Source organism: Mycobacterium sp. UM_WGJ (assembly GCF_000455125.1).
Taxonomy (GTDB): Bacteria; Actinomycetota; Actinomycetes; order Mycobacteriales; family Mycobacteriaceae; genus Mycobacterium.
In genome coordinates this window covers 13,851-39,605 of record NZ_AUWR01000047.1, presented here as the reverse complement: position 1 = coordinate 39,605, position 25,755 = coordinate 13,851, and the positions used below count along the sequence as shown (strand labels likewise).

The window sequence follows — 25,755 nt, the reverse complement described above, 5'->3', positions numbered from 1 at the left end:
GACGACGAAAGCCCCGCACGCGGTGTGCGAGGCTCTCGTCGGGTGGGTTAGGGCGCCTTGGCCTCGGCGCCGTCACCGCCGGCGCCGCCTTCGACACCGCTGGTGTTGGTGGGCGCGGGGGGCTTGATGCCGGGGTCGCCCGCCACGCTGCCCGACTTGCCGCCGGTGCCACCGGTGCCACCGGCACCGCCCTTGATGGTGCCGACGCCGTCGCCGCCGTTACCGCCCTGGCCGCCCTTGCCGCCGTCACCTTCGGTGTCGGTGCCGGTGCTGCTGCCACCGTTGCCGCCCGTGCCTCCGGCGCCGACCTGCACGGGCCTGCCGTTGGTCGGTGCGGTGCCGCCGTTGTTGGTCAGGCTGCCGCCGTTACCGCCGGCGCCGCCGATACCGCCGTCACCTTCGGTGCTGTTGCCACCGGCTCCACCGGCGCCGCCGTTCTGGGCCCGCCAGCTGCCGCCGCCGCTGTCGCCGCCCTTACCGCCGTTGCCGCCGTTGCCGGTGGTGCCGGTGCCGCCGGACCCGCCGGCTCCCCCGGTGCCGCCGGAGCCGAACTTGTTGCCACCGCTGATGCCGCTGACGCCTTCACCGCCGGCACCGCCGTTGCCGCCGGTCACACCATTGCCGCCGGCGCCACCCTTGCCGCCGCTGCCGCCGAAGCCCAGGATCTGGCCCTTGCCGGTCACGCTGCCATTGGCGTCATTCCAGCCGCTGCTCTCTGCGCCCTTACCGCCGGCGCCACCCTTGCCGCCAGTGCCGTCGGTGCTGGCGCCGCCGGCACCGCCGCTGCCGCCGCTGCCGCCGGTGATGGTGCCTGCACCGCCGTCACCACCCTTGCCACCCACGCCACCATTGCCGCTGACTGGGACAGGGGCCTCATCGTCATCAGGTGCCTTGACCGTCGCCGCGCCACCGGCACCGCCTGCACCGCCGGTGCCGCCCCAGATGACCACAGTTCCGTCGGGGTCCTTAGCGGTGGTGTCGATAGCGCCACCGTCGCCACCCTCGCCACCCTCACCGCCGGTGCCGGTCGTCGCCGCGCCGCCGGCGCCACCAGCACCACCGGCACCAGAGACGCCCAGGACGGTGCCCGCCCCGAACTTATTGGTGAAGCCATCGATGCCCCAGGTGCCGTCGGACTTCCAGCCGGTCGCGACGGCGCCCTTGCCGCCGGCGCCGCCATCGCCGCCGGCGGTGGTACCGGCGCCGCCCGCACCACCGGCACCACCGGTGCCGCCGTACTGGGTGCCAGACCCGGCGTTCCCGCCATCGCCGCCGAGTCCACCCTTGCCGTTGGTCGCAGCACCGCCCTTGCCGCCGGCGCCACCGTTGCCGCCCTTGGTTGCGGTGTTGATGTCAGTGGTGGTCGAGGAACCGTTGCCGCCTTTACCGCCCTGGCCGCCGTCACCGGCTGTGGTACCGCCAGCGCCGCCCTTACCGCCGGCGCCACCGTTGCCGCCAGTTGTCGCGTTGCCGGTAGTGGCGTAGGCGTTTCCACCCTCACCGCCGGTTCCACCGTTGCCGGTGGTGCCGCCGGTGCCGCCATCACCCCCAGCGCCCCCGTTCAGGTGCAGAGAGTCGCCGTCCGCGCCGTTGCCGCCGCTACCGCCGTTCGACGTGCCGGCAATACCGACACCGTCGGCTCCCGCAGTGCCGGCTTCGCCGCCGGTGCCGCCAGTGCCCGCTTCACCCGCCGCGCCGCCCTTACCCACAGAGCCCGCACTGCCGACGTTGCCGCCGGTGCCGCCGGAGCCGTAGCCGTACTGGCCCTTGGAATCCCAGTGCCCATCGGCCCCGTTGCCGCCATTGCCGCCGGCGCCGGCCTCACCACCTTTACCGCCGTCTCCGCCGTTGCCGTTGGTGCCGGACTCGGATCCACCGCCGGCGCCGCCGGCGCCGCCATTGCCACCGTTGTAGCCAACGCCGCCGTTGGCGCCGTTGCCGTTGTTGGTGTCGAAGTCGCCCTTGGCGCCCGTAAGGCCGGTTCCGCCGTTCCCGCCGTCGCCACCATTACCGCCCTGGCCCCCGGCACCGGTGCCGGCGGCCTTGCCACCATTACCGCCTTGTCCGCCGTTTCCGCCATTGCTCTGGACCGAGCCGTCTCCAGGAGCTCCGTTGCCGCCGGTTCCGCCGTCGCCACCATTGCCGTTCGACCCGGCGTACGCGTCGCCGCCGTTGCCGCCCCGGCCGCCGTCGCCGCCGTATGCGCCGTTGCCGCCGTTGCCGCCCTTGCCACCGTTGTGGTTCCCCGCGGTACCAGCTGCGCCGTCCCCGCCGTTACCGCCCTGGCTGGCCTGGGAAGGATCCTTGCTCCCGCCGGCGCCGTTGTCTCCGGCTTCCGCATCGGCACCGCCGGCCGCACCGCCCTTGCCGCCTTCACCGGCCCCGGCGCCGTTGGCGCCGGCTTGACCGCCGTTGCCGCCGTTACCGGTACCGCCGTTGGCCCAGGTGCCGTTGGCTCCGTTGCCACCGTCACCACCCGCACCGACCGCGCCGCCGGCACCGCCTACGCCGCCGTCGCCGCTCTTACCAGCGACGCTGTCGTCGCCGCCGCCCTTAGCTCCACCTTGGCCACCGGCACCGCCTACGCCGCCGTCGAAGCCGTTGCCGCCTTGCTGGCCGTCCTCGCCGTCCTCGCCCGCATTGGTGGCGTCAGCCCCGTTCGTCCCCTTGATGCCGTCATGCCCCGCACCACCGGCGCCGCCGACACCACCGTTGCCACCATTGCCCGCTTCGGTACCGCCGGCACCACCCTTACCGCCGACACCGCCCGTGCCGCCGACGGAATCGACGTCATCTTCGTCATTCGGGTCAGCTCGGTGCGTCCCACTGAGCCCACCGGCACCACCAGTGCCACCCGTGCCACCGTTGCCGATCTTGCCGCCGTCACCACCGGTGCCACCGTTACCGCCGGTGCCGGCATCGTGTGTCTCGTCTCCAGCGCCGCCGGCACCACCGGTACCACCAGCGCCGCCGTTGCCGGTCTCACCGCCGCTGCCACCGTTGCCACCCAGGCCGCCGTTGCCAGCTCCGTTGGTGCCGTCAGCGTCGGCGCCGGCCCCGCCGGTACCGCCCCGGCCGCCATTGCCGTCGATCTCGCTGTCCGCACCGTCCGAGCCCTTGACGCCTAACGAGCCGCCGGCACCGCCCTTGCCGCCCACACCAGCGGCGCCGCCGACTCCACCGGTGCCGCCGGTCCCACCGTTGAGGTTGCCCTCCTCACCCGCGGCCCCGGTGCCGCCCTGGCCGCCCTCGCCGCCGGCGCCACCCTTGCCGCCCGCACCGCCGGTGCCGAACAGGGAGTCGCTCGCGGCGCCGCCGTTGCCGCCCTTGCCGCCCGCACCGCCCGCGTTGCCCGTGCCGCCCACACCGGTGCCGCTGTCAGCCCATGAGCCGGTCGCGCCGATCACGCCGGTCGCGCCCACGCCACCGTCGCCGCCGGCACCGCCGATGCCGAACAGCGAGCCCAGCGCGGCGCCGCCGTTGCCGCCGTTGCCGCCCAGCCCGCCGACGCCGCCCGCGCCGCCGATGCCCATGATGGTGCCCCCGGTGCCGCCGTTGCCGCCGTCACCGCCCAAGGCGCCCGCACCACCGGCACCGCCGTTGCCGAACCAGCCGGCGTTCCCGCCGTCGCCGCCCCCGATGGACGGGTCCGCGTCCTCGTCAGCACCCGCGGAGTAACCGGCCCCGCCGCTGCCGAACCAGAGGCCGCCGTCGCCGCCGTCAGGGTTCTCCGCCGTGCCGGCGGCGCCGTCGCCGAGATAGAACTGGCCCTCGGGTGCCCAGCTGTTGACCATGTCGACCAGCCAGGAGTTGGCCGGGTTGTCGATGAACGAGTCCACCGACGTGTACAACGGCTGGTAGACCAACGCGTTGAAGAGTGTCGTGAGGTCGAACGGGTTGGTGTCGGCCGCGCTACCCGGGTCCGCCGACCAGTTGAACCACGAGCCGATGTCCCAGGCGTTGCTGTCCCAGCCGCTCGAAGAGTCTGAGACCGGGGTGAACAAGTCGGTCAGCCAGTCGAAGTCCCAGTCGGCGTTCGCGGTGGGAGTGGCCGCCATCGGGGCCATGCCGAACGTCAGGAACGCCGCCGCAGTACCGCCGGCACCTACCAGCCGATTCGTCTTACGGCGGTTGTTCCGACGCTGCTGCCGACCTGCCATGATTCCCCGCTTCTGCGTTAAGGCGACCTGTGTAAAACGGTCAAATAGTTACCTTGCTCACCGAAGGGTATTCCAAGGAACGGGGTTCATCCACTCGTGCGGGGCGACCTTACCGGCCCACAAAGAAGCCGAGAACGGCTAATCAGTCGGCGTGTGACGGGCTCTGGCGAACTGCCTTCAGGCGGTACATCGTCAGATCCGCCGGGACGCCGCTGGTCTTGGCCGCGAGCACCTGACGGCGCGCTCGCTTGGCAACCACACCCAGCTCCTCGAGGGCGGCCGCATCAATGCGTTCCAAGGTCGGCCCGGACACCACGATCCCGCCCTTGAGGGCGCGTTCCATCACCCGGGCGGCGATATTGACGTCCACGCCGAGCCAGTCGTCGGCCAGCCGCTGGGGCCGGCCGGTGTGGATGCCGACCCGCATCCGCGGCGTGTGCCCGTTGACCTCGACCTCGCGAAGGGCCTCTTGCGCCTCCAGCACGGCGGCAACGGCGACCAGCGGGTCGCGGAACACGGCCATCAGCCCGTCGCCCATTCGTTTGACGATGCGGCCACCAGCGTCCAGCAGCGGCGGCTCGATCGCGCGCGACACTCGCCGCAGCAGGGTCAGGGTGGCGTCGTCGCCGGACTGCAGCGACCAGGTGGAGAAGCCGACCAAATCGGTGAACACCAGCGTTGCCTCGGAATTGCCCGGCACCCGCGACATCCGTTGGGTCAGGGCCTGCCAGACCTGCAACGCGCCCAGGCTGACTTCGCGGGAGGCCGCCGAGCGGTCTCCCATCAGGCGGTCGGCCGCCCGCGCGGCGGCCTGCGGGCCGCCATCTCCGGCGGTGGACAGCGGATCACCGAATTCTGGGTCGCCGGGCAGCACGCGCCGCACTCGCCGGACCAGGTCGACGATTCGGACGTCGTTGGTGGTGCGGTTCAGCCAGGCCGCGGCCTCATCCAGGGAGAAGGAGGTGCGGCGGTCGGGGCTGGGCTGGTCGGGCACTGCTACCGCCTCCCCGAGCCCAGCAGCCTGCCGTGGGGCCGGCTCGAGGTCCATGAGTTTCAGGGTAGGTGGCGCTCGCCGACACCGGCAACGACCGCCGACAGTGGCACACGACACGATTGGCGTTTTCGGTGCGACGCGCCACAGCGAATGTAGACAACGATCGTTGTCACAATTATCGTAGTTTCAGGTTCCCAGACAGGAGACGTGATGACCGTTACGCCGACCGCGTCCGTCGAGCAGGCGTCTGCGCCCGCCGACGACAGTGCCCCCAGCGTTGCCAAAACCGCTCCCAAGCCTGCTCCCGCGGTGGAGCCGTTGAACTCTAACTCGTTGACCTGGAAGTACTTCGGCGACCTGCGCACCGGCATCATGGGCGTCTGGATCGGCGCCATCGAGAACATGTACCCCGGCCTGGGCGCGGGCGTCACCGAGCACTCCAGCATCTTGAGCGAGCCGATGCAACGTGTGACACGGTCGGTCTACCCGATCATGGGTGTGGTCTATGACGGCATTCGGGCCCAGCACACCGGCGCCTCGATCCGCGACTACCACCGCGACATCAAGGGCGTCGACGAGAAGGGCCGGCGCTATCACGCGCTGGACCCCGACACCTTCTATTGGGCGCACGCCACGTTCTTCATGCTGATCATCAAACTCGCCGAGTACTTCGACGGCGGCCTCACCTTGGCCGAGAAGCGCCAGCTCTTCGACGAGCACGTGCAGTGGTACCAGATGTATGGCATGAGCATGCGTCCCGTGCCGAAGTCCTGGGAAGAGTTCTGCGAGTACTGGAACCGGGTGTGCGAGGACGAACTGGAGCTGACCCCGGCCGCCATCGACATCTTGAACATCCGCATCCCCAAGCCGTGGTTCGTGCCCATGCCCGACGCGGTGTGGCACCAGATGTTCAAGCCGGCGCTGGCCGCCCAACGCTGGGTGGCGGCCGGATTGTTCGAGCCGGTGGTGCGGGAGAAGGCCGGTCTGCGCTGGTCGGAGAGCGACGAGGTGCTGCTGCGGCTGCTGGGCAAGGTCAGCCACGTGGCATTCAGCTTTGTACCCGACGAGATTCGGCTGCACCCGCGCGCGCTGGCCGGCTACCGGCGCGAGCAGGGCAAGATCCCCAGTGACACCCCGCCGATCGAGGCCCCGTGGTTCAGCGGACCGCCAAAAGACCGGCGGCACAGCGGAATGCACTACGTCCCGCCGGTCAGCGCGGGCATGAAGCTGGTCGAGCGCGCCGGAGCGCTGATGCACAGCACCTTCTCGCTGGCCGCCGGCAGTGGCCTGACCCCGCGACCGCCGCGCCGTAAGCCCAAGGCCGCCTAAGCGCGGCGCTGGGCTCGCGCGCTCTGGTAGAGGCAGATCGCCGCTGCCGCTGCAACATTGAGGCTCTCAGCGCCTCCTGCCATCGGGATGTGCACCCGGTGGTCGGCGGCGGCTGCGGCCTCGGCCGGCAACCCCTGAGCCTCCGGGCCGAACAGCCACGCGGTGGGCCCGGCCAGGACCGGGTCGGCGTCATCGAGGCTCAGCTCACCGTCAAGCGCCGTCGCCAGCACCTGCAGTCCCGCCTCCCGCAATGCGGTGAGCACGGCATCGGTGTCGGCGGCCACTACCACCGGGACGTGGAAGATGCTGCCCGCGGACGAGCGCAGGCACTTGCCGTTATAGGGATCGACGCTGTTGCCGGTCAGCACCACCAGGTCGGCACCGGTGGCGTCGGCGATGCGAATCAGGGTGCCGGCGTTACCGGGCTCGCCGATGCCCACCGCCACCGCCACCAGTCGCGGAGCACCGGCCAGCACAGTGTGCAGATCCGCTTCGGCGTGCGCGCACACCGCGATCAATCCGGCCGGAGTGACGGTGTCCGACAAGGCCTTTGCCGCGCGGTCGGTCACCAGGTGGACCGGTACCTGCGCGCAGGCCAGCAGATCGTGGTGACGTTGCGCCGCCGCTTCGGTGGCGAAGACCTCCAGGACCAGGCCGCGAGCGATCGCGGCCTCGATCAGATTGGGCCCCTCGGCCAGGAAGCGCTGTTCGCGCTTCCTGGCCACGTGCCGATGCAGCTTGACCGCCGCGACCACCCGGGCCGAACGTTCGGTCAGCATCGGCTCGGTTCGGGTCAGGCAGCCTCGCCGGAAGGCGCGTTGACATCCTCGGGCAGCGCGGCCCGAGCGACCTCGACCAGCGCGGTGAATGCAGCCGCGTCGCTGACGGCGATCTCGGCGAGGTTCTTGCGGTCCACCTCGACACCGGCGGCCTTGAGGCCCTGGATCAGCCGGTTGTAGGTGATGTCGTTGGCGCGGGCCGCCGCGTTGATGCGGGAGATCCACAGCTTCCGGAACTCACCCTTGCGGGCACGACGGTCCCGGTAGGCGTAGGTCATTGAGTGCAGCTGCTGCTCTTTGGCCTTGCGGTACAGCCGCGACCGCTGGCCACGGTAACCCTTCGAAGCCTTCAGGACTGTACGGCGCTTCTTCTGGGCGTTGACTGCGCGCTTCACGCGTGCCATGGGGTGTTCCTACTCTCGTTGGGGCGTAAGGGGATTGCGGTGCGGAGAAAGCGGCAATCAGCCGTTCAGCATCGCGTTGACGCGCTTGGTGTCGGCGGCAGCCACCTCGGTGCGGCCGGCCAGACGACGGGTGCGGGTGCTCGGCTTGTGCTCGAGCAGGTGGCGGGCGTTCGCCTTCTGCCGGACGATCTTGCCGGTTCCGGTGCGACGGAATCGCTTCGAAGCGCCGCTGTGGGTTTTCGCCTTGGGCATGTTTCCTCAGTTCTGCTGTCGGGGTTTTCAGTTCTCGGGCTGCGGCTCGGCCGCGTCCGCCGCGGGGGCGGGAGCGGTGGCGGGTGCGGGGTGAACCGCGCCTCCACCGGCGTCCTCTGCGGCCTTGGCACGGGTTTTCGCGCCGCGGTGCGGCGCCAGCACCATCGTCATGTTGCGTCCGTCTTGCTTGGCGGAGGTCTCGACGAAGCCGTACTCGGCGACGTCGGCGCCCAACCGCTGCAGCAGGCGGTAGCCGAGCTCGGGCCGGGACTGCTCACGGCCGCGGAACATGATCGTCACCTTGACCTTGGCCCCGGCTTCGAGGAAGCGGACCACGTGGCCCTTCTTCGTCGCATAGTCGTGGTCGTCGATCTTGGGACGCAGCTTCTGTTCCTTGACGACGGTCTGCTGCTGGTTCTTGCGAGACTCGCGCTCCTTCTGAGCCGCCTCGTACTTGTACTTGCCGTAGTCCATGATCTTGCAGACCGGGGGTTTAGCGGTCGGTGCGACTTCGACAAGGTCAAGATCGGCATCCGCGGCGACGCGAAGCGCATCTTCGATGCGCACAATGCCTACCTGCTCCCCGCCCGGGCCGATCAATCGAACCTCAGGTACACGAATGCGCTCGTTGACGCGGATCTCAGTGCTGATGGGACCTCCTTGGGTAGTCTTCGGTCGCGGCCGCCGCAGTGCTCGTCCGGACGCAGCGGCGCTGACCCCACCCACCAGCAAAAAAGCCCTGCACGAAGCAGGGCCCATACCGACCGATCACGGCCTGAACAACCTCAAGCCGCCTGCGCAGCGCGCAGAGCAGGCGGTTTACACCGCCTGCGACCGGACCACTGAGCCGCAAGGATTGCTCCTCAGGCTAGTGGTGGGAGGGAACTCCACTTGCTGTCCTGGCGTACGCCGGGACGGTCGCGTTAGGGAGTCTAGCAGCTGTTCAGCAGTCATTCCGCCCGGCGATCATCCCCACCGGCGATTCCACACCTGCTTTTCGTCCTTTTCGCGGCTTTCCTGCATATTCTCGCGGGCTATGACCCTGACAGTGCCGGCTGTGCCGCGCTCGCGCAGCCGCTCCACCACCCGGCTGCACTGGGTGCCCTCCGCGGCCGCCTGGGCCGTCGGCATCGCCGCCACATTGTCGCTGCTGGCGAGCATGTCACCGGTGATCCGGTGGGCGATCCGGGTGCCTCGGGAGTTCATCGACAAGTACCTGTTCAATTTCCCCGACACCAGCCTGGCCTGGGCCTTCGTGCTGGCCCTGCTCGCCGCCGCGCTCAGCGCGCACAAACGCATCGCCTGGTGGTTGCTGATCGCCAACCTGGTGGTCGCCGGCGGCTGGAACGTCAGCCGGCTAGTGTCGGACACCTCCGACCGCTTCGGTGTCATCAGCGGCGTGGCGGGCCTGGTGCTGCATGTGGTCGCGATCGTGGTGCTGGTGGCAGCCCGCGGCGAGTTCTGGGCCAAAGTGCGGCGCGGAGCACTGCTCAAATCCGCAGCGACGCTGGCCGCCGGGTGGGCGGTGGCGATCCTGCTGTGCTGGGGCCTCATCGAACTGTTCCCCGGCACGGTGACGCGCCCGTTGCGACTGCCCTACGTGGTGAACCGGGTGGTGGGCTTCGGGCTGCTCGAGCCGGACCTCTTCCCCGGCAAACCCGACTTCGGGCTCAAGGCGCTGTGCGGGCTGCTCGGGGCGCTGGCCCTGATCGTCGCGGCCATCGTGCTGTTCCTGTCGCAGCGCGCCGACAATGCCCTCACCGGCCAGGACGAGTCGGCGATCCGCGGGCTGCTCGAGCAGTACGGCCAGAACGACTCGCTGGGCTACTTCGCCACCCGCCGCGACAAGTCGGTGGTGTTCGCCCCCAACGGGCGCGCCGCCATCACCTACCGGGTCGAGGTGGGCGTCTGCCTGGCCAGCGGCGACCCGGTAGGCGACCCGCGGTCGTGGCCACAGGCCATCAACACTTGGTTGCGGGTCTGCAAGGACTACGGCTGGGCGCCCGGAGTGATGGGGGCCAGCTTCGCCGGGGCGCAGGCCTACCGCGACGCCGGGCTGAGCGCGCTGGAACTGGGCGACGAGGCGATCCTGCGGCCCGCGGAGTTCAAACTGTCCGGACCCGACATGCGCGGGGTGCGCCAGGCGGTCACCCGGGCCCGCCGTTCGGGTCTGACGGTGCGGATGCGCCGGCACGGCGAGATCGGCGCCGACGAGATGGCCCGCGTCATCGACCACGCCGACGCCTGGCGCGACACCGAATCCGAGCGCGGGTTCTCCATGGCGCTGGGCCGCCTCGGCGATCCGGCCGACGCCGACTGCTTGCTGGTCGAGGCGGTGCGCGGCGACCCGCGTACCGGGGAGGTCGTGGCGATGCTGTCGCTGGTGCCGTGGGGGCACAGCGGGGTGTCGCTGGATCTGATGCGGCGCTCCCCGCAATCCCCCAACGGCACCATCGAACTGATGGTCAGCGAACTGGCCCTGCAGGCAGCCACCATCGGCGTCAACCGGATCTCGTTGAACTTCGCGATGTTCCGGGCCGCTTTCGAACAGGGCGCACAGCTGGGCGCCGGCCCGGTGCTGCGACTGTGGCGGCGGCTGCTGATGTTCTTCTCCCGCTGGTGGCAGCTGGAGACGCTGTACCGGTCGAACATGAAGTATCGGCCGCAGTGGGTGCCGCGCTACGCCTGCTACGAGGACGCCCGGTTGATCCCCCGCGTCGGGGTCGCCTCGGTGATCGCCGAAGGCTTTCTGGTGCTGCCCTTCTCGCGGCGCAACAAGCAGCACACCGGACACCACTCGGCCGTGCCGGCGACGATGGCCGCCTCCGGACGGCTGCACAGCGACGGGACCGCACCCGACGACATCGACAGCGGGGTCGGCGAGTTCAGTGAGCCCGACAAGACACTGCCCCGGCTTCCCGAGCAGGTCCGGGTCCGGATGGCCAAACTGAAGTCGTTGCAGGACAGCGGCGTCGACGCCTACCCGGTGGGTGCCGCGCCCAGCCACACCGTGCGCCAGGCCCTGGCCGGCGGCACCGAAGAGACCGTCTCGGTGGCCGGACGGGTATTGCGGATGCGCGACTTCGGCGGCGTGCTCTTCGCCCAGTTGCGCGACTGGTCCGGTGAGGTGCAGCTACTGCTCGACGATTCGGTACTCGCGCAGGCCGACGGCGACGCGCGCGCCGCGGACTTCAGCGCCGGGGTCGATCTCGGCGACCTGGTCGCGGCGACCGGCCGGATAGGCCGCAGCCGCAACGGGACACCGTCGCTGCTGGTGACGCACTGGCGGCTGGTCGGCAAATGCCTGCGTCCACTGCCCGACAAATGGAAGGGCCTGACCGACCCCGAGGCGCGGCTGCGGACCCGCTATGTGGACCTGGCGATCAACACGCAGGCGCGCGAGCTGATCGCAGCCCGCAGCCAGGTGCTGCGCTCGATCCGGGACACCTTGTTCGCCAAGGGATTTCTGGAGGTCGAGACCCCGATTTTGCAGCAGCTGCACGGCGGGGCCAACGCGCGCCCGTTCGTCACCCACATCAACGCCTACGACCTGGACCTGTATCTGCGGATCGCCCCGGAGCTCTACCTCAAGCGACTGTGCGTAGGCGGGGTGGAGCGAGTGTTCGAGCTGGGCCGCGCCTTTCGCAACGAGGGCGTCGACTACAGCCACAACCCGGAGTTCACCCTGCTGGAGGCCTACCAGGCGCACGGCGACTACCTGGCCTGGATCGACGGGGCACGGGAGCTGATCCAGAACGCCGCGGTCGCGGCCAACGGCGCCCCGGTGGTGATGCGGCCCGGGGCCGACGACCAGCTCGAAGCGGTCGACATCTCCGGGCAGTGGCCGGTGCGCAGCGTGCACGACGCGGTGTCCGACGCGCTCGGCGAGCAGATCGACGCCGGCACCGATGTGGCCACCCTGCGCCGACTGTGCGACCACGCCGGCGTCCACTACCTGCGGCAGTGGGATGCCGGGGCGGTGGTGCTCGAACTCTACGAGCAGCTGGTCGAGGCCCGCACCCAGCAGCCCACGTTCTACACCGACTTCCCCACCTCGGTGTCGCCGCTGACCCGGCCGCACCGCAGCAAGCCGGGGGTGGCCGAGCGGTGGGACCTGGTGGCGTGGGGCGTGGAGCTGGGCACCGCCTACAGCGAACTCACCGATCCGGTGGAGCAGCGCCGCCGGCTACACCAGCAGTCGCTGCTGGCCGCAGGCGGCGACCCCGAGGCCATGGAACTCGACGAGGACTTCCTGCAGGCTATGGAATACGCGATGCCGCCGACCGGCGGGCTGGGCATGGGCGTGGACCGCGTCGTCATGCTCATCACCGGCCACAGCATCCGGGACACTCTGCCGTTTCCGCTGGCCAAACCTCGTTGAGCCGGATTCCGGTCCATCATGGAGGGGTGATCCTGGCGAGTGGCGAACACACCTCGCTGATGCATGGCTGGATCCCGGTCACGGTGCAGGCGGCGGCGGTGCTGTCGCTGGTGCTGGCCGTGGGCTGGCGGTCGCGCCGCTGGCTGCGGCGACTGCCGCTGATCGGCGCCGTGGGGCTGGCCGTGGCGGGATGCGTGTACTGGTTCGTGAGCGACGACGGCCTGTCCGCTCAGCCGCCGCCGATCAGCCTGTGGCTGTGGGTCGCGCTGACCGGCGCCGCCGCGGCGCTGCTGGTGCTGGGCTGGCGGGGTGCGGCCTGGTGGCGCCGCGGCATCGCCCTGCTGGCGGTGCCACTGTGTCTGCTCAGTGCGGGTTTGACCCTCAACGCCTGGGTCGGCTACTTCCCGACCGTGCAGAGCGCCTGGGGCGACCTGACGTCGGGACCGCTGCCCGACCAGAGCGACCAGGCGGCGGTGAACGCGATCGCCGGCTCGGGGGCCCTGCCCGGACGCGGCCACGTACTGCGGGTGACGATTCCCGCCGACGCCTCGCACTTCAAGCATCGCGGCAAGCTGGTGTACCTGCCTCCGGCGTGGTTCGCCCAGGATCCGCCGCCGCAGCTGCCGGCCGTGATGATGATCGGCGGCGAGTTCAACACGCCCGCGGACTGGCTGCGCTCCGGAGGCGCGATCAAAGCCGTCGACGACTTCGCCGCCGCCCACCACGGCAACGCACCGGTGCTGGTGTTCGTCGACTCGGGTGGCTCCTTCAACAACGACACCGAATGCGTCAACGGCCCGCGCGGCAACGCCGCCGACCATCTGACCGAAGATGTGGTGCCGTACGTGATCTCGCACTTCGGGGTCAGCCCGCAACCGGCGCAGTGGGGGGTGGTCGGCTGGTCCATGGGCGGCACCTGCGCGGTGGACCTGACCACGATGCATCCCGAGAGGTTCAGCGCCTTCGTCGACATCGCCGGCGACCTGAGCCCCAACACGGGAACCCGCGCGCAGACCATCAGACGGCTGTTCGGCGGCAGCGTCGACGCCTGGGCGGCGTTCGACCCGTCGACGGTGATCGCCAGGCACGGCCGGTATTCCGGGGTTTCGGGGTGGTTCGCGGTCGACGGCAGCGCCGCCAAGTCCGATAGCGGCGGTCAGCTGGCCGCCGCGAAGTCGCTGTGCACGCTGGGCCGGGCCAACGGTATCGACTGCGCGGTGATCACCGAACCGGGCCAACACGACTGGCCGTTCGCCGGCAGGGTGTTCACCCACGCCCTGCCGTGGCTGGCCGCCCGGCTGGGCACCCCGGGGGTGGCGCCGGTGGGCTTCCCGAGCGTGTGAGGAGGCGATGCTGGTCCGGATTTCGACCATATGGTGTTGTGCCCGGCTCTGAGCGACAGCGGCTGCATCGAACAATTCGCCGAGTGTGCGGTTTGGTTCGAAAATCGGCCGTTCTGCGTACCAAACCGCACACTCGAGGAATGGGTCCGCTACTTCGAAACCGCCGGCGGTAACGTGGCGACCATGGGTGACGATCCGAGCGACCCGCAGCCCGACACCGGATACGACGACGCCGGCGTGCCGACGTTCGACTCCGTGCGCGAGAAGATCGAACGCCGCTATGAGACCTCGATCGGCGCACAGGAACTGGATTCCGAGACCCAGGAAGGTCGCACCGTCGAGAAGCAGTTCGAGGACCGCCAGCGCGCGGCGGCCGACCGGCTGGAGCAGATCCGCAAGTCGATGCACGAGGGTGAGCACTGACCGGTGCGGACCTTCACCATCGCCGAAAGGCGAAACCGTTTGGCGCGCCGACATTTTCTTGCCCCTGACACCGCTGATGCGCCGATAGCCCGGATCGCGGCAACGCTGGTCGGGCTGCACGCCACCGATCCGGCGACTCCGTACCTCTCGCTGTGGGCGCGGCGCTCGGGGTTCGCGGTGGCCGACCTGCACGACGCGCTGTATGAAAAGCGCTCACTGGTCAAGCATCTGGCGATGCGCCGAACGCTGTGGGTGTTCGATCCCGCCGACCTGCCCGCCGTGCAGGCTGCGGCCAGCGACCGGGTGGCCGACACCGAACGGCGCAAGCTGATCGCCGAGGTGGCCAAGGCGGGCGTGGCCAATGACGGCGAAAAGTGGCTGACCCATGCTGCGGCCGCGGTGCTGCGGCACCTCGATGAGAACGGCCCGGCCAGCAGCATCGCGCTGCGCGCGGCCCTGCCCGAGCTGGCCGGCACCTACGATCCCGCGCCCGGCAAGACCTACGGCGGCCAGACCCATCTGGCGCCGCGCGCGCTGACCGTCCTGGGCGCGCAGGGCCACATCGTGCGCGGGCCCAACGACGGCGGCTGGACCTCGTCGCGGCCGCAGTGGACGACCGCGACGAGCTGGCTCGGCGCACTCGGCGCCCCGATGATGGCCGAGCCGGCGCAGACCCAGCTGATCCGAACCTGGCTGCGGGCGTTCGGCCCGGCCACCGCCGAGGACATCAAGTGGTGGTTCGGTACCACTAAGACGGTGGTCCGCAAGGCGTTGAGTGAGATCGGCGCCGTCGATGTCGACCTGCACGACACGCCCGGCTACGCGCTGGCCGACGACCTGGAGCCCGAACCCGAGCCCGAGCCGTGGGGTGCGCTGCTGCCGGGCCTCGACGTCACCACGATGGGCTGGTACCAGCGCGACTGGTACCTCGGCGAGCACCGCGGCCAGCTCTTCGACAACAACGGCAACGCCGGGCCCACCGTGTGGTGGAACGGCCGGATCGTCGGCGGCTGGTATCAGAATGCGGCCGCCGAAGTGCAGCTGCAGCTGCTCGAAGACCCGGGCACCCAAGCCCGTGACGCGCTGAACAAACGGGCGCAGGAGCTCACCGCGTGGCTGGACGGGGTGCGGGTTCCGCCGCGGTTCCCGTCGCCGCTGGTGAAGGCGGCACAGCGCTGACGGCGTGGTTTCCCGAAGCGGTGAACTGCTTCTTGAGCATCGCGTACCCCCAGGCCAGTACCAGCCAGGGCGCGATCAACCAGGGGCCGTTCAGCAGGATGAACTTGACGCCCAGATCCATGAAGCTGGCGGTGTTGGTCGACGGGAAGCCGGCGATGATCTCGGTGCCGTAGTAGTACCAGGTCAGCACGGTGTGGGTGACGGCGGTCGACATGACCAGCAGCGTTCCCCGGTAGTCGGTGAACTTGGACCGCAACAGCAGGACGAGTCCGGTGACGCCCACGCAGGCGTTGATCACCGACAGCACCTCGATCATCAAGAAGTTGGGTTCGGCGTGCAGATAGCGCAGGTCGCCGCCGTCGATGTAGTTCCACCAGGGATACGCCCACACCGCATCGCGGGCACCGGCGATCGCCTTGTGCAGAATCAGCCAGCCGAGCTCCCAGGTGAGATGCGTTGTGTAGGAACAGATCACGAACGGCAGAACGACGGCTTGGAGGCGTTGGAATCGGGTCCACGTGCGAAGCGACGGTATCGGCAGGAATGCCGCGAAGATACCCAGGAAGTAGGCGGCGGTCACCTGCACGACCATGGCATCGGCGATGACGGAGCGGTCGACGCCGCTGTGAAATGCCAAGTAGCTGTAGAGCGGAAACGCCAGGGCCAGCGAGCCGAACGCCACGATCCAGACGATGCGCAGTCCCCGCGAGCGCGGAAGTGTCGCCGAAATCTGCGCTGAGTCTTCCCGGCTCAACTCTGCGGTCGCCATCGGCGCCCCTCTCCCGTCCCGATCAAGCACCCGAGTAATCATCATTCTGTTACACAGAATCATCATTACTGTGGCACCGTAGCACCTCGTGGACACTCAGCCAACGGTCGATCGAAAGCAGGTGGCGGCCATGGGAACGAACCGATCCACGCCGCCGGTCGCCGACCTGGCCGACGCACGCAGGGCCATGTACCAGCAGCAGATCGTGGCCGCAGCCGAGTACGAATTCAGCCGCACCGGCTTCGCCGACGCACGGGTGAGCGACATCGCCAAGACCGCCGGGGTGTCACTGGCCACGGTCTACAAGCACTTCGGTGGCAAAGACGAGATCTGGGATGCCCTCAACGCCGCGCGGATGCAGGAGTTCGTCGCCGCCGTGCGCCTCCGCACAGACACGATCGACTCCCCGCTGGAGGCGATCCTGGTCGGAGCACGTGCCGAGGTGGAGTTCTTCGCCGCACACCCGCACTTTCTGCAGCTGCACATCAACGAGGGCCTGAGCTGGGCATCGGCCTCAGCCGAATTGGGCCGAGGTGGTCAACGAGCGGCATGGCGAACCGGTATGGACATGATCACCCGAGCCGCCGAGATCGCGGTGGACGCGGGTCAGATCACCCACCTGACTCCGCGAATCGCTGCGGCACTGGTCATCTCGGCCTTACAGATCTGGCTCACCGAGTGGGTCGCTGCGGGCAAGACCGAGCCGATCGAGACTGTCGCCGACGCCGTCGTGCGGCACCTGCGCGTCAGCCTCGGCGCTGAACCGGCTTAGCCCAGCCCGGACCCTACGCGCTGGCCTTACGCCGTCGTTTCACGGCCTTGGCGGGTTTGGCCGGTGCGCCCAGGATTTCGGCCAGGAACTTGCCGGTGTAGCTCTCCGGCACGGCCACCACGTCCTCGGGTGTGCCGGTGGCCACCACCGTGCCACCCCCGGCGCCGCCCTCGGGGCCCATGTCGATGATCCAGTCCGCGGTCTTGATCACGTCGAGGTTGTGCTCGATGACGATCACCGTGTTGCCCTTGTCCACCAGGCCGTTGATGACGCCCAGCAGTTTGGCGATGTCCTCGAAATGCAGGCCGGTGGTGGGCTCGTCGAGGATGTAGACCGTCCGGCCGGTGGAACGCTTCTGCAGTTCGGAGGCCAGCTTCACCCGCTGCGCCTCTCCCCCGGACAGCGTCGGCGCCGGCTGGCCCAGCCGCACATATCCCAGCCCGACGTCGACCAGGGTGCGCAGGTAGCGGTGGATGCCGGTGATCGGCTCGAAGAACTCCGCCGCCTCCTCGATCGACATGTCCAGCACCTCGGCGATGGTCTTGCCCTTGTAGTGCACCTCCAGGGTCTCCCGGTTGTAGCGGGCACCGTGGCAGACCTCGCAGGGCACATAGACATCCGGCAGGAAGTTCATCTCGATCTTGATGGTGCCGTCGCCGGTGCACGCCTCGCAGCGGCCGCCCTTGACATTGAACGAGAACCGGCCGGGTTGGTAGCCGCGGACCTTGGCCTCGGTGGTGGCGGCGAACAGGGTGCGGATCTTGTCGAACACCCCGGTGTAGGTGGCCGGGTTGGACCGCGGTGTGCGCCCGATCGGTGACTGGTCCACCCGCACCAGCTTGTCCAGGTGATCGAGTCCGGTGATCCGGGTGTGCCGGCCGGGCACCAGCCGGGCGCCGTTGAGCTTGTTGGCCAGCACCGTCGCCAGAATGTCGTTGACCAGGGTCGACTTGCCCGAGCCGGACACCCCGGTGACCGCGGTGAGCACCCCGAGCGGAAACGCCACGTCCACACCGGACAGGTTGTGCTCGCGTGCGCCGACCACGCCGAGTTGGCGCTTGGCGTCCACCGGCCGGCGGACCTCGGGCACCGCAATGCTTTTCGCGCCGGAGAGGTAGGCGCCGGTGATCGAATCCGCATTGGCCAACAGCTCGGCGTAGGGCCCGCTGTGCACGATCCGCCCGCCGTGCTCGCCGGCCGCCGGGCCGATGTCGACGATCCAGTCGGCGTGCGCGATGGTGTCCAGGTCATGCTCGACGACGATCAGGGTGTTGCCCAGATCGCGCAGCCGCACCAGGGTTTCGATCAGCCGCCGGTTATCGCGCTGATGCAGCCCGATCGACGGCTCGTCGAGCACGTAGAGCACCCCGACCAGACCCGACCCGATCTGGGTGGCCAGCCGAATGCGTTGCGCCTCACCACCGGACAGGGTTCCGGCGGCCCGGGACAGGGTCAGATACTCCAGGCCGACGTCGAGCAGGAAGCTGAGCCGGGACTGGATCTCTTTGAGCACCTGCCCCGCGATGGCCTGCTCACGCGCGCCCAGGGTCAAGGCGTTGAGGAAGTCCGCGCAGTCCGCGATCGACAGCTCACTCACCTGCGCAATGGATTTACTGCCGTAGCCGCCGGCGGCCAGCGTCACCGCCAGGATCTCGGGCTTGAGCCGGGTTCCGGCGCATTCCGGGCACGGCACGTCCCGCATGAACCCGGCGTAGCGGTCCTTCATCTGCTCGGATTCGGTCTGCTCCATCTTGCGTTGCAGGAACGCCATCACACCTTCGAAATCGGTGTAGTACGAGCGGGTCCGGCCGTAGCGGTTACGGTAGCGCACGTGCACCTGCTCGTCGGAGCCCTCCAGGATCGCCCTGCGGGCCTTGGCCGGCAGTTTGCGCCACGGGGTGTCGACGTCGAAGCCCATCGCCTCACCGAGGCTGGCCATCATCCGGGTGAAGTACTCGCTGGTGGGGCCCATCGACCAGGGCACCACCGCGCCCTCGGCCAGGGTTCGGTCCGGGTCGGGCACCACCAGGTCGGCGTCGACCTCCTTGCGGATGCCCAGGCCCACGCACTCCGGGCAGGCCCCGTACGGGGAGTTGAACGAGAACGACCGCGGCTCCAGGTCGTCGACCGAGAGCGCGTGCCCGTTGGGGCAGGCCAGCTTCTCGGAGAACCGCTGCTCGCGATGGGGGTGATCGTCATCGCGGTCGACGAATTCCAGCACCACGATGCCGTCGGCCAGGCCCAGCGCGGTCTCCACCGAGTCGGTGAGCCGCTGCTTGGCCGACTCCTTGACGGTGAGGCGGTCGACGACCACCTCGATGTCGTGCTTCTCCTGCTTCTTGAGCTTGGGCGGATCGGTCAGCGAATGCACCACGCCGTCCACCCGCACCCGGCTGTAGCCCTGGGTGTTCAGCTTCTCGAAGAGGTCGGCGAACTCCCCCTTGCGGGTGCGCACCACCGGCGCCAGCACCTGAAAGCGCAGGCCCTCGTCCATGGCCAGCACCTGGTCGACGATCTGCTGCGGGGTCTGGCGGGCGATCCGCTCGCCACAGACCGGGCAGTGCGGGGTCCCGGCGCGGGCGTAGAGCAGCCGCAGGTAGTCATAGACCTCGGTGATGGTGCCGACCGTCGAGCGCGGGTTGCGGTTGGTGGACTTCTGGTCGATGGAGACCGCCGGCGACAGGCCCTCGATGAAGTCGACGTCCGGCTTGTCCATCTGGCCCAGGAACTGGCGGGCGTAGGCCGACAGGGATTCGACGTAGCGACGCTGACCCTCGGCGAAGATGGTGTCGAAGGCCAGCGAGGATTTACCCGAACCCGACAGCCCGGTGAACACGATCAACGCGTCACGCGGCAGGTCCAGATCCACACTGCGCAGGTTGTGTTCCCGCGCACCCTTGACGATCAGCCGGTCAGCCACGGGTCCATGCTAGGTGGCGCTACCGACAACCAGGTCAGGGCCAGTACCGTGACGGTCATGACCTCCCAGATCGCGGTAGACGACACCTACACCGGACACGTCGAACCCGGAACCGCGGCACGGCGCACCCTGCCCGGGGCCACCATCATCAAGACCTCGGTGGGCCCGATGGACAACAACGCCTACCTGGTGACGTGCACCAACACCGGCAAGACGCTGCTGATCGACGCGGCCAACGACGCCGAGAACCTGGTGGCGCTGGTACGCGAGCACGCCCCGGACGTGGCGCTGATCGTCACCAGCCACCAGCACTTCGACCACTGGCAGGCGCTGACCGCGGTGGCCGAGGCTACCGGGGCGCCGACCGCCGCACACGCCCTGGACGCCGAGCCGCTGCCGGTCGCCCCGGATCGCATCCTGGCCGACGGCGACACCGTGACCGTCGGCGATCTGAGCTTCGACGTGATCCACCTGCAAGGGCACACCGAGGGTTCGGTGGCGCTAGCCCTGGACGGCGCGGCCACCGGTGGGGTGACCCAGCTGTTCACCGGCGACTGCCTGTTTCCGGGCGGTGTCGGAAAGACCTGGCAGCCCGGGGACTTCGAACGCCTGCTTGGCGACGTGAGCCGCAAGGTGTTCGACCGGTTCGGCGACGACACCATCGTCTACCCCGGGCACGGTGATGACACCGTTCTGGGCGTGGAGCGTCCGCACCTGGCGGAGTGGCGCGAACGGGGCTGGTAGCCCCCGGCGGCTCGGTAGAGGCCTCCAGTTCCAGATTCCATTCAGTCGTGACAGTGAGAAGCGGACCGGGAGCGGGGTCGGTCAGAGGAATGATCTCACCCACGAGGTCCGCGGCTCCGCGGCCCTCAAATAGGGCCACACAAGGTTGAGCGTCAAGCCGAGACAAGAACCTCACGGCGGCTACACCGCCGTCGTAGAGCTCACCAGCAATCGTCTGGGTAACCAGGCGACGACTCGTCGTGATTTCGTGCAGATCAAGGTGGTCCATTCCATGTGCGACCAAAAGCGGGACGTGCCTGTCTTCTATCTGACGACGCCAGCTTGCAGTCACCGGTTCCGAGGCGAAGTCTTCAGCCGCTTCGGGCCCGTATCTCGCGATATGCCTGAGCTTGGCACCAAGATTTGGCCGGAGGTCTGCCAGCACCTCCCGGAGGCAGGTTTCGGGCAAGTCCGCCAGATAGAGAGTACGGAAGCGGTGGTGAATGTCATCGAAGCGATGACTGAAGCTGTACAGCTCGCGCGGCGTGAATCCAAGTGGACTTGCGTGGTAGCCAACTCGCCACAACAGCAGTTCGGAGCCGGCTCTGGTCACGCCTGAAAGCTAGCGACCTGTCTAGCCGCTTGCACGACCATCGCGAAATCAGCCGTGTCGGACGCGGCGCCGAGAACTTCAACTGGCGCCCGATCGTCGAGGCGTGTGTTTGTGCCAAACAACCAGGCCCGAGCAGTCTTGTCGTCGTACGCATCAACAAGCATTCGGACAACTTTGTAGCCCTCACGCAGCCTGCGTTCGGTTACATCGTGTGGTTCCGGGCCGCCTACCCGCGCGTATCGGCCGATCTGCTTTACATCGGCCAGTCCCGCGAGGGCCGCGGCGATTCGTTGTCCGACTGCTTCCTGCAGGTAGCTGGCGATTTCACGAATTGGACGGGTTGTTGCCTCGAAATCGAGCTTCTCAGCAGCGCTGGCTGTTAAAACAGACATTCTGCGACCTCCAGATGGACTGTATCCACCGTAAGGCTACCACTAAGCCCACTGGAAACAACACCTGAAACTACACCATACAGTTCAGCGTGCCGGGCGCCCGTGACGCTGGGCCTCCGTTGGCGCGAACGGGATTGGTGAATCTCCCCGCCGGTTAGCCGGTGGTGTGGACGATCAGCACGTCGATCTTGGAGCGCCGCGACACGTTGGCCGGCACCGAACCGAGCAGCCGCCCGGCGATGGTGCTCAAGCCGACGTTGCCGACCACCAGCAGGTCGGCCTTGACCGACTCGGCCAGCTCCACCAGCGCATCGACCGGGGCACCGACGATGGCCTTCTCTTCGACCTCGTTGGCGCCGGCCGCGATGGCCCGCTCCTTGGCCTCCTTGAGGATGGCGTAGATCGGGGCGTTGCCTGAGGCCTTGTAGCCCTCGTCCTTCAGCGCGTCGGCGGCGCGGGGGTCGTCGGCGTGCGGTAGGTAGGCGGTGGCGATGACGACCTTGGCGCCCTCACCGGACGCCAGGTGAGCCGCGCGGTCGACGGCGCGCAGCGACGAGTCCGAGCCGTCCGTACCGACCACCACGGTCTTGTAGCCGCTCATTGGTAACCCTCCCGGTGCATTGATCGCCTGTTCGCAAATTAAGCCATCGCGACCCTAACGCGTCGACGGCCCCGATGGGGGCGATTGACGTCACATGTCGTTTGCGGCGCGGCGCGCACAGCCGCCTGACCGGCCAGAAGGCCCCGTTTGCCCGCCCTCGTGACGTAGCTGACATGCCGGGTCCACCGGTAGCGTGGAATGTCATCACCGTCACCGCTACCGACAACGCACGCCGTTGAGCCAGGTATTGAGCCCGGCCCCGGTGCGTACCGATGCGGCCCCGCCCCGGCGTCCACCGCGCTCACCGGATGCGGCCGTAATCGCCGTCGCCGCAACGTTGATCAGCGTCATCGGCGCGAGCCGGCCGTCGCTGTGGTTCGACGAGGCCGCCACCATCTCGGCGTCGACGCACCGCTCCCTGCCGGAACTGTGGCGATTGCTCACCCACATCGACGCGGTACACGGGCTGTACTACCTGGTGATGCACGGCTGGTTCGCGGTCTTCCCCGCGACCGAATTCTGGTCGCGGGTGCCGAGCAGTCTGGCGGTCGGCCTGGGGACCGCCGGCGTGGTGGTGCTGTCCCGCGGGTTCACCGGCCGGCAGGTATCGGTGTGCGCCGGTGCGCTTTACGCGATATTGCCGCGCATGACGTGGGCCGGCGTCGAGGCGCGCCCGTACGCGTTCTCGGCGATGGCCGCCGTCTGGCTCACCGTGCTGTGGGTGACCGCGGCCCGGCGTAACACGGTGCGACTGTGGGTGGGCTACGCCGTGGCAGTCGTGGCGGCGACGCTGCTGAACACCTTCACCGTGCTGATGGTTGCGGTACACGCAGTGGCGCTGCGACGGCTGCGAACCGACGACTCCGCGCGGCGAAGGTGGGCCGTGGCGGCCGGTGCCGCGTTGGCCGCGCTGGCCCCGTTCCTCTGGTTCAGCCAGGGGCAGATCCGCCAGGTCGCCTGGATTCGGCCGCTGAACCCGCACACCGTCATCGAGATCGTCCAGCAGCAGTACTTCGACAGCAGTGTGCCGTTCGCGATCCTGGCGTGGCTGGGGCTCGCCGGCGCCGTGGTCGCCGTTCGGAACGGCACCCGCCGGTCCCCCGATCCCGATACGCGGCGGCTGGCGGCGCTGTGCGCGGCCTGGATGCTCATCCCGACCCTGGCCACGCTGGCCTATTCGGTGGTGGTGAAACCCGTTTACTACCCGCGGTATTTGATCTGCACGGCTCCGGCGATGGCGATCGCGCTGGCGATCGCGATCACCACGCTCGCCACTTCGCGCCGCGCCGTGATCGGCGTCGTCGCCCTGTTGGCGATCGCCGCAGCGCCCAATTACGTTGTCAATCAACGCGATCGCTACACCAAAGAGAAGGGCTGGGACTACAGCGCGGTGGCCGACGTGATCGTCGCGCACGCCCAGCCCGGGGACTGCCTGATGATCGACAACACCACCCGGTGGCTGCCCGGCCCGATCCGGGCGCTGACCGCCGCGCGTCCCGAGGCGTTCGCGAAGCTGACCGACCCCGGCCTGGGGCCGCACCGCCAAACCCTGGGGCGGTTGTGGGACGGCCACCTGGCGGTGTGGGCACTGAAAGATCAGTTCGACCGCTGCGCGACGATCTGGACGATCACCGATCACGACCGCAGCCTGCCGGCCCATCAGCGCGCCGTGAAGTTGCCGGCGGGCACCCGGTTCGCGCGTACCCCCGACGGCCAGATGCTGCACGCGCTGCACTTTCACGTCGTCGAACGCTGGCAGTTCACCTTCGCCCAGGTGATCAAGTCCACCCGCTGAACACCCCTAGGTACAGCAGTTGGGGTCCAGGGCCGCGCACACCGCCTGCAAAGCATCCGGACGCACGCGGTGGAACATGTTCATCCCCCGCCGGTCTGACGCCACGAAACCGGCCTTGCGCAGCTGCGTCAAGTGGTGGCTGACCGTGGATTCGCTCAAGCCCAGCGCGGCGGCCAGGTCGCCGGAGTTCTGCTCTCCGGCGGTCGAGCCGAACAGATACGACACGATCTTGACCCGTACCGGGTCCGCTAACGCCTTGAGCCGCAACGCGATCTGCAATGCATCGGCGTCGGTCATGGGGCCCGCGGCAACCGGGGCGCAACACACCGGTGCGGTCATGTCGATTACCGGCAACGCTTTCGGCATGGATTCATTCTGCCACATTCATTGACATATATCGAAAAGGTTGGCATGCTGACGCCACATCACTAGTTCGACATATGTCTCACAGCTGAAGGTGACTGCCATGTCCCGCATCCAACTCGCACTCAACGTCGACAACCTCGATGCCGCGATCACGTTCTATTCCCGGCTGTTCGGCACCGCGCCGGCCAAGGTCAAGCCCGGCTACGCCAATTTCGCCATCGCCGACCCGCCGCTGAAGCTGGTCCTGCTGGAAAACCCCGGCCACGGCGGAACACTGAACCACCTCGGCGTCGAGGTGGCCTCGAGCGAGATCGTCCACCAGGAAGTCGCCCGGCTCAGCGACGCGGGCCTGTTGACCGAGACGGAAATGGACACCACCTGCTGTTACGCCGTGCAGGACAAGGTCTGGGTCAGCGGCCCAGACCGGGAACGCTGGGAGGTCTACACCAAGATCGCCGATACCGAGTCCGCCGCAGCACCGGCCTCCTGCTGCTGATGGGCGACGACGCAACCACCACCCGGCTGTCCACCCTGGACCGACTGCTGCCGGTCTGGATCGGACTGGCCATGGCCGCCGGCCTGGCTCTGGGACGGATGATCCCGGGTCTGGGCGACGGCCTCAGCGCGGTGCAGATCGACGGGATCTCGCTGCCGATCGCCGCCGGACTGCTGATCATGATGTATCCCGTGCTGGCCAAGGTCCGCTATGACCGGCTCGACACCGTCACCTCGGATCGGCGACTGCTGATCAGCTCGCTGCTGCTCAACTGGGTTGCCGGCCCGGCCGTGATGTTCGCTCTGGCCTGGCTGCTGCTGGCCGACCTGCCCGAATACCGCACCGGGCTCATTGTGGTCGGCTTGGCCCGCTGTATCGCCATGGTCATCATCTGGAACGACCTGGCCTGCGGGGACCGCGAAGCCGCGGCCGTCCTCGTCGCGCTCAACTCGGTCTTCCAGGTCGTCATGTTCGCGGTGCTGGGCTGGTTCTACCTGTCGCTGCTGCCGGGCTGGCTGGGACTGCCGCAGACCAGCATCGAAGTCTCGCCATGGCAGATCGCCAAGTCAGTGGCGATCTTCCTCGGCATACCGCTGGCCGCCGGGTATCTGACCCGCCGCTGGGCCGAACGCAGCAAGGGCCGCGGCTGGTATGAGAGCCGGTTCCTGCCACGGATCGGACCCTGGGCGCTTTACGGACTGCTCTTCACGATCGTCATCCTTTTCGCGCTACAAGGCGATCAGATCACCCACCGCCCCCTCGACGTGGTCCGTATCGCGATTCCGCTACTGGCCTACTTCACGATCATGTGGGGCGGCGGCTACCTGGTCGGGGCCGCTCTGGGCCTGGGCTATGCGCGCACGACCACCTTGGCGTTCACCGCGGCCGGCAACAATTTCGAGCTGGCCATCGCGGTGGCGATCGCCACCTGGGGCGCCGCCAGTGGGCAAGCCCTGGCCGGGGTTGTCGGGCCCCTGATCGAAGTGCCCGTCCTGGTCGGTCTGGTCTACGCGGCGCTGGCCCTGCGCGGCCGCTTCAGCGCACCCACCCACCCCGTCCGCTGT

The 25,755-nt window shown here is 68.7% G+C and carries 20 protein-coding genes and 2 pseudogenes; 10 read left to right on the top strand and 12 right to left on the bottom strand.

Annotated features, from left to right (window positions below):
* Positions 1-47 precede the first annotated feature (47 nt).
* Positions 48-4,160, bottom strand: a complete 4,113-nt coding sequence (locus tag N416_RS24285) for a hypothetical protein (protein ID WP_024442885.1) — start codon at positions 4,158-4,160, stop codon at positions 48-50.
* Between the two features lie 142 nt (positions 4,161-4,302).
* Positions 4,303-5,208 carry an adenylate/guanylate cyclase domain-containing protein gene (locus tag N416_RS0114800; protein WP_024442884.1) on the bottom strand — a complete coding sequence of 302 codons (906 nt, stop codon included), beginning with the start codon at positions 5,206-5,208 and terminating at the stop codon, positions 4,303-4,305.
* Positions 5,209-5,364: 156 nt separating this feature from the next.
* On the opposite strand from N416_RS0114800, the gene N416_RS0114795 reads away from it, so the two are divergent.
* Positions 5,365-6,483: an oxygenase MpaB family protein gene (locus tag N416_RS0114795; protein WP_024442883.1), complete on the top strand. Its 1,119-nt coding sequence runs from the start codon at positions 5,365-5,367 to the stop codon at positions 6,481-6,483.
* Here N416_RS0114795 and N416_RS0114790 read toward each other — a convergent pair.
* Genes N416_RS0114790 through infC form a run of 4 tightly spaced genes read right to left on the bottom strand, consistent with a single transcriptional unit; the run spans position 6,480 to position 8,569 of the window.
* Positions 6,480-7,262: an RNA methyltransferase gene (locus N416_RS0114790; RefSeq protein WP_024442882.1), complete on the bottom strand. Its 783-nt coding sequence runs from the start codon at positions 7,260-7,262 to the stop codon at positions 6,480-6,482. The genes N416_RS0114795 and N416_RS0114790 overlap by 4 nt on opposite strands.
* Positions 7,263-7,276: 14 nt before the next feature.
* A complete protein-coding gene (rplT, locus tag N416_RS0114785; protein ID WP_024442881.1) occupies positions 7,277-7,666 on the bottom strand; it encodes a 50S ribosomal protein L20 in 390 nt (129 codons plus the stop codon).
* 57 nt (positions 7,667-7,723) lie between these two features.
* Entirely contained in the window at positions 7,724-7,918 is a 195-nt protein-coding gene (gene rpmI, locus N416_RS0114780; protein WP_024442880.1) for a 50S ribosomal protein L35, read from the bottom strand.
* Between the two features lie 27 nt (positions 7,919-7,945).
* The gene (infC, locus tag N416_RS0114775; protein WP_231384304.1) at positions 7,946-8,569 is read right to left on the bottom strand and encodes a translation initiation factor IF-3; all 624 of its coding nucleotides are present in this window, start codon (positions 8,567-8,569) and stop codon (positions 7,946-7,948) included.
* A 385-nt stretch (positions 8,570-8,954) separates the two neighbouring features.
* On the opposite strand from infC, the gene lysX reads away from it, so the two are divergent.
* The 4 genes from lysX to N416_RS0114755 all read left to right on the top strand — a co-directional run bounded on the left by lysX (position 8,955) and on the right by N416_RS0114755 (position 15,244).
* Positions 8,955-12,299: a bifunctional lysylphosphatidylglycerol synthetase/lysine--tRNA ligase LysX gene (gene lysX, locus N416_RS0114770; RefSeq protein ID WP_024442878.1), complete on the top strand. Its 3,345-nt coding sequence runs from the start codon at positions 8,955-8,957 to the stop codon at positions 12,297-12,299.
* Positions 12,300-12,358: 59 nt separating this feature from the next.
* The gene (locus tag N416_RS0114765) at positions 12,359-13,642 is read left to right on the top strand and encodes an alpha/beta hydrolase family protein (RefSeq protein ID WP_024442877.1); all 1,284 of its coding nucleotides are present in this window, start codon (positions 12,359-12,361) and stop codon (positions 13,640-13,642) included.
* A 183-nt stretch (positions 13,643-13,825) separates the two neighbouring features.
* Positions 13,826-14,065, top strand: coding sequence for a hypothetical protein (locus N416_RS0114760; RefSeq protein WP_024442876.1), 240 nt, complete (start codon positions 13,826-13,828; stop codon positions 14,063-14,065).
* 3 nt (positions 14,066-14,068) lie between these two features.
* Positions 14,069-15,244, top strand: coding sequence for a winged helix DNA-binding domain-containing protein (locus N416_RS0114755; RefSeq protein ID WP_024442875.1), 1,176 nt, complete (start codon positions 14,069-14,071; stop codon positions 15,242-15,244).
* On the opposite strand, the gene N416_RS0114750 is transcribed toward N416_RS0114755, so the two are convergent.
* The gene (locus N416_RS0114750; protein WP_024442874.1) at positions 15,171-16,013 is read right to left on the bottom strand and encodes a hypothetical protein; all 843 of its coding nucleotides are present in this window, start codon (positions 16,011-16,013) and stop codon (positions 15,171-15,173) included. The two genes, N416_RS0114755 and N416_RS0114750, sit on opposite strands and share 74 nt — an antisense overlap.
* 130 nt (positions 16,014-16,143) lie before the next feature.
* On the opposite strand from N416_RS0114750, the gene N416_RS0114745 reads away from it, so the two are divergent.
* The gene (locus N416_RS0114745; RefSeq protein WP_231384301.1) at positions 16,144-16,785 is read left to right on the top strand and encodes a TetR/AcrR family transcriptional regulator; all 642 of its coding nucleotides are present in this window, start codon (positions 16,144-16,146) and stop codon (positions 16,783-16,785) included.
* 13 nt (positions 16,786-16,798) lie between these two features.
* Here the strand turns inward: N416_RS0114745 and uvrA are convergent, their stop codons facing one another.
* Positions 16,799-19,705, bottom strand: a complete 2,907-nt coding sequence (gene uvrA / locus N416_RS0114740) for an excinuclease ABC subunit UvrA (protein WP_024442872.1) — start codon at positions 19,703-19,705, stop codon at positions 16,799-16,801.
* 57 nt (positions 19,706-19,762) lie between these two features.
* Between uvrA and N416_RS0114735 the strand changes: the two genes are divergently transcribed.
* Positions 19,763-20,449: an MBL fold metallo-hydrolase gene (locus tag N416_RS0114735; protein ID WP_024442871.1), complete on the top strand. Its 687-nt coding sequence runs from the start codon at positions 19,763-19,765 to the stop codon at positions 20,447-20,449.
* 166 nt (positions 20,450-20,615) lie between these two features.
* Here N416_RS0114735 and N416_RS22695 read toward each other — a convergent pair.
* The 3 genes and pseudogenes from N416_RS22695 to N416_RS0114720 form a co-directional block, all read right to left on the bottom strand.
* A pseudogene (locus tag N416_RS22695) lies at positions 20,616-21,041 on the bottom strand (RES domain-containing protein); the annotation flags it as partial.
* Positions 21,038-21,433, bottom strand: a complete 396-nt coding sequence (locus tag N416_RS22690; protein WP_081654585.1) for an XRE family transcriptional regulator — start codon at positions 21,431-21,433, stop codon at positions 21,038-21,040. The pseudogene N416_RS22695 and the gene N416_RS22690, both read right to left, overlap by 4 nt.
* A 154-nt stretch (positions 21,434-21,587) precedes the next feature.
* Positions 21,588-22,034 carry a universal stress protein gene (locus N416_RS0114720; RefSeq protein ID WP_024442868.1) on the bottom strand — a complete coding sequence of 149 codons (447 nt, stop codon included), beginning with the start codon at positions 22,032-22,034 and terminating at the stop codon, positions 21,588-21,590.
* Positions 22,035-22,269: 235 nt separating this feature from the next.
* Here N416_RS0114720 and N416_RS0114715 point away from each other — a divergent pair, with 235 nt between their 5' ends.
* Positions 22,270-23,829, top strand: coding sequence for a glycosyltransferase family 39 protein (locus tag N416_RS0114715; RefSeq protein ID WP_081654584.1), 1,560 nt, complete (start codon positions 22,270-22,272; stop codon positions 23,827-23,829).
* A gap of 6 nt (positions 23,830-23,835) precedes the next feature.
* Here N416_RS0114715 and N416_RS0114710 read toward each other — a convergent pair whose 3' ends face one another.
* Positions 23,836-24,195 (bottom strand): Rv2640c family ArsR-like transcriptional regulator, encoded by a 360-nt coding sequence (locus tag N416_RS0114710; protein ID WP_024442866.1) that lies wholly within the window; start codon positions 24,193-24,195, stop codon positions 23,836-23,838.
* Between the two features lie 100 nt (positions 24,196-24,295).
* Between N416_RS0114710 and N416_RS0114705 the strand changes: the two genes are divergently transcribed.
* Positions 24,296-24,691 carry an ArsI/CadI family heavy metal resistance metalloenzyme gene (locus N416_RS0114705; protein WP_024442865.1) on the top strand — a complete coding sequence of 132 codons (396 nt, stop codon included), beginning with the start codon at positions 24,296-24,298 and terminating at the stop codon, positions 24,689-24,691.
* Positions 24,691-25,737 (top strand): annotated as a pseudogene (gene arsB, locus N416_RS0114700) (ACR3 family arsenite efflux transporter); the annotation flags it as partial. The gene N416_RS0114705 and the pseudogene arsB, both read left to right, overlap by 1 nt.
* Positions 25,738-25,755 lie beyond the last annotated feature (18 nt).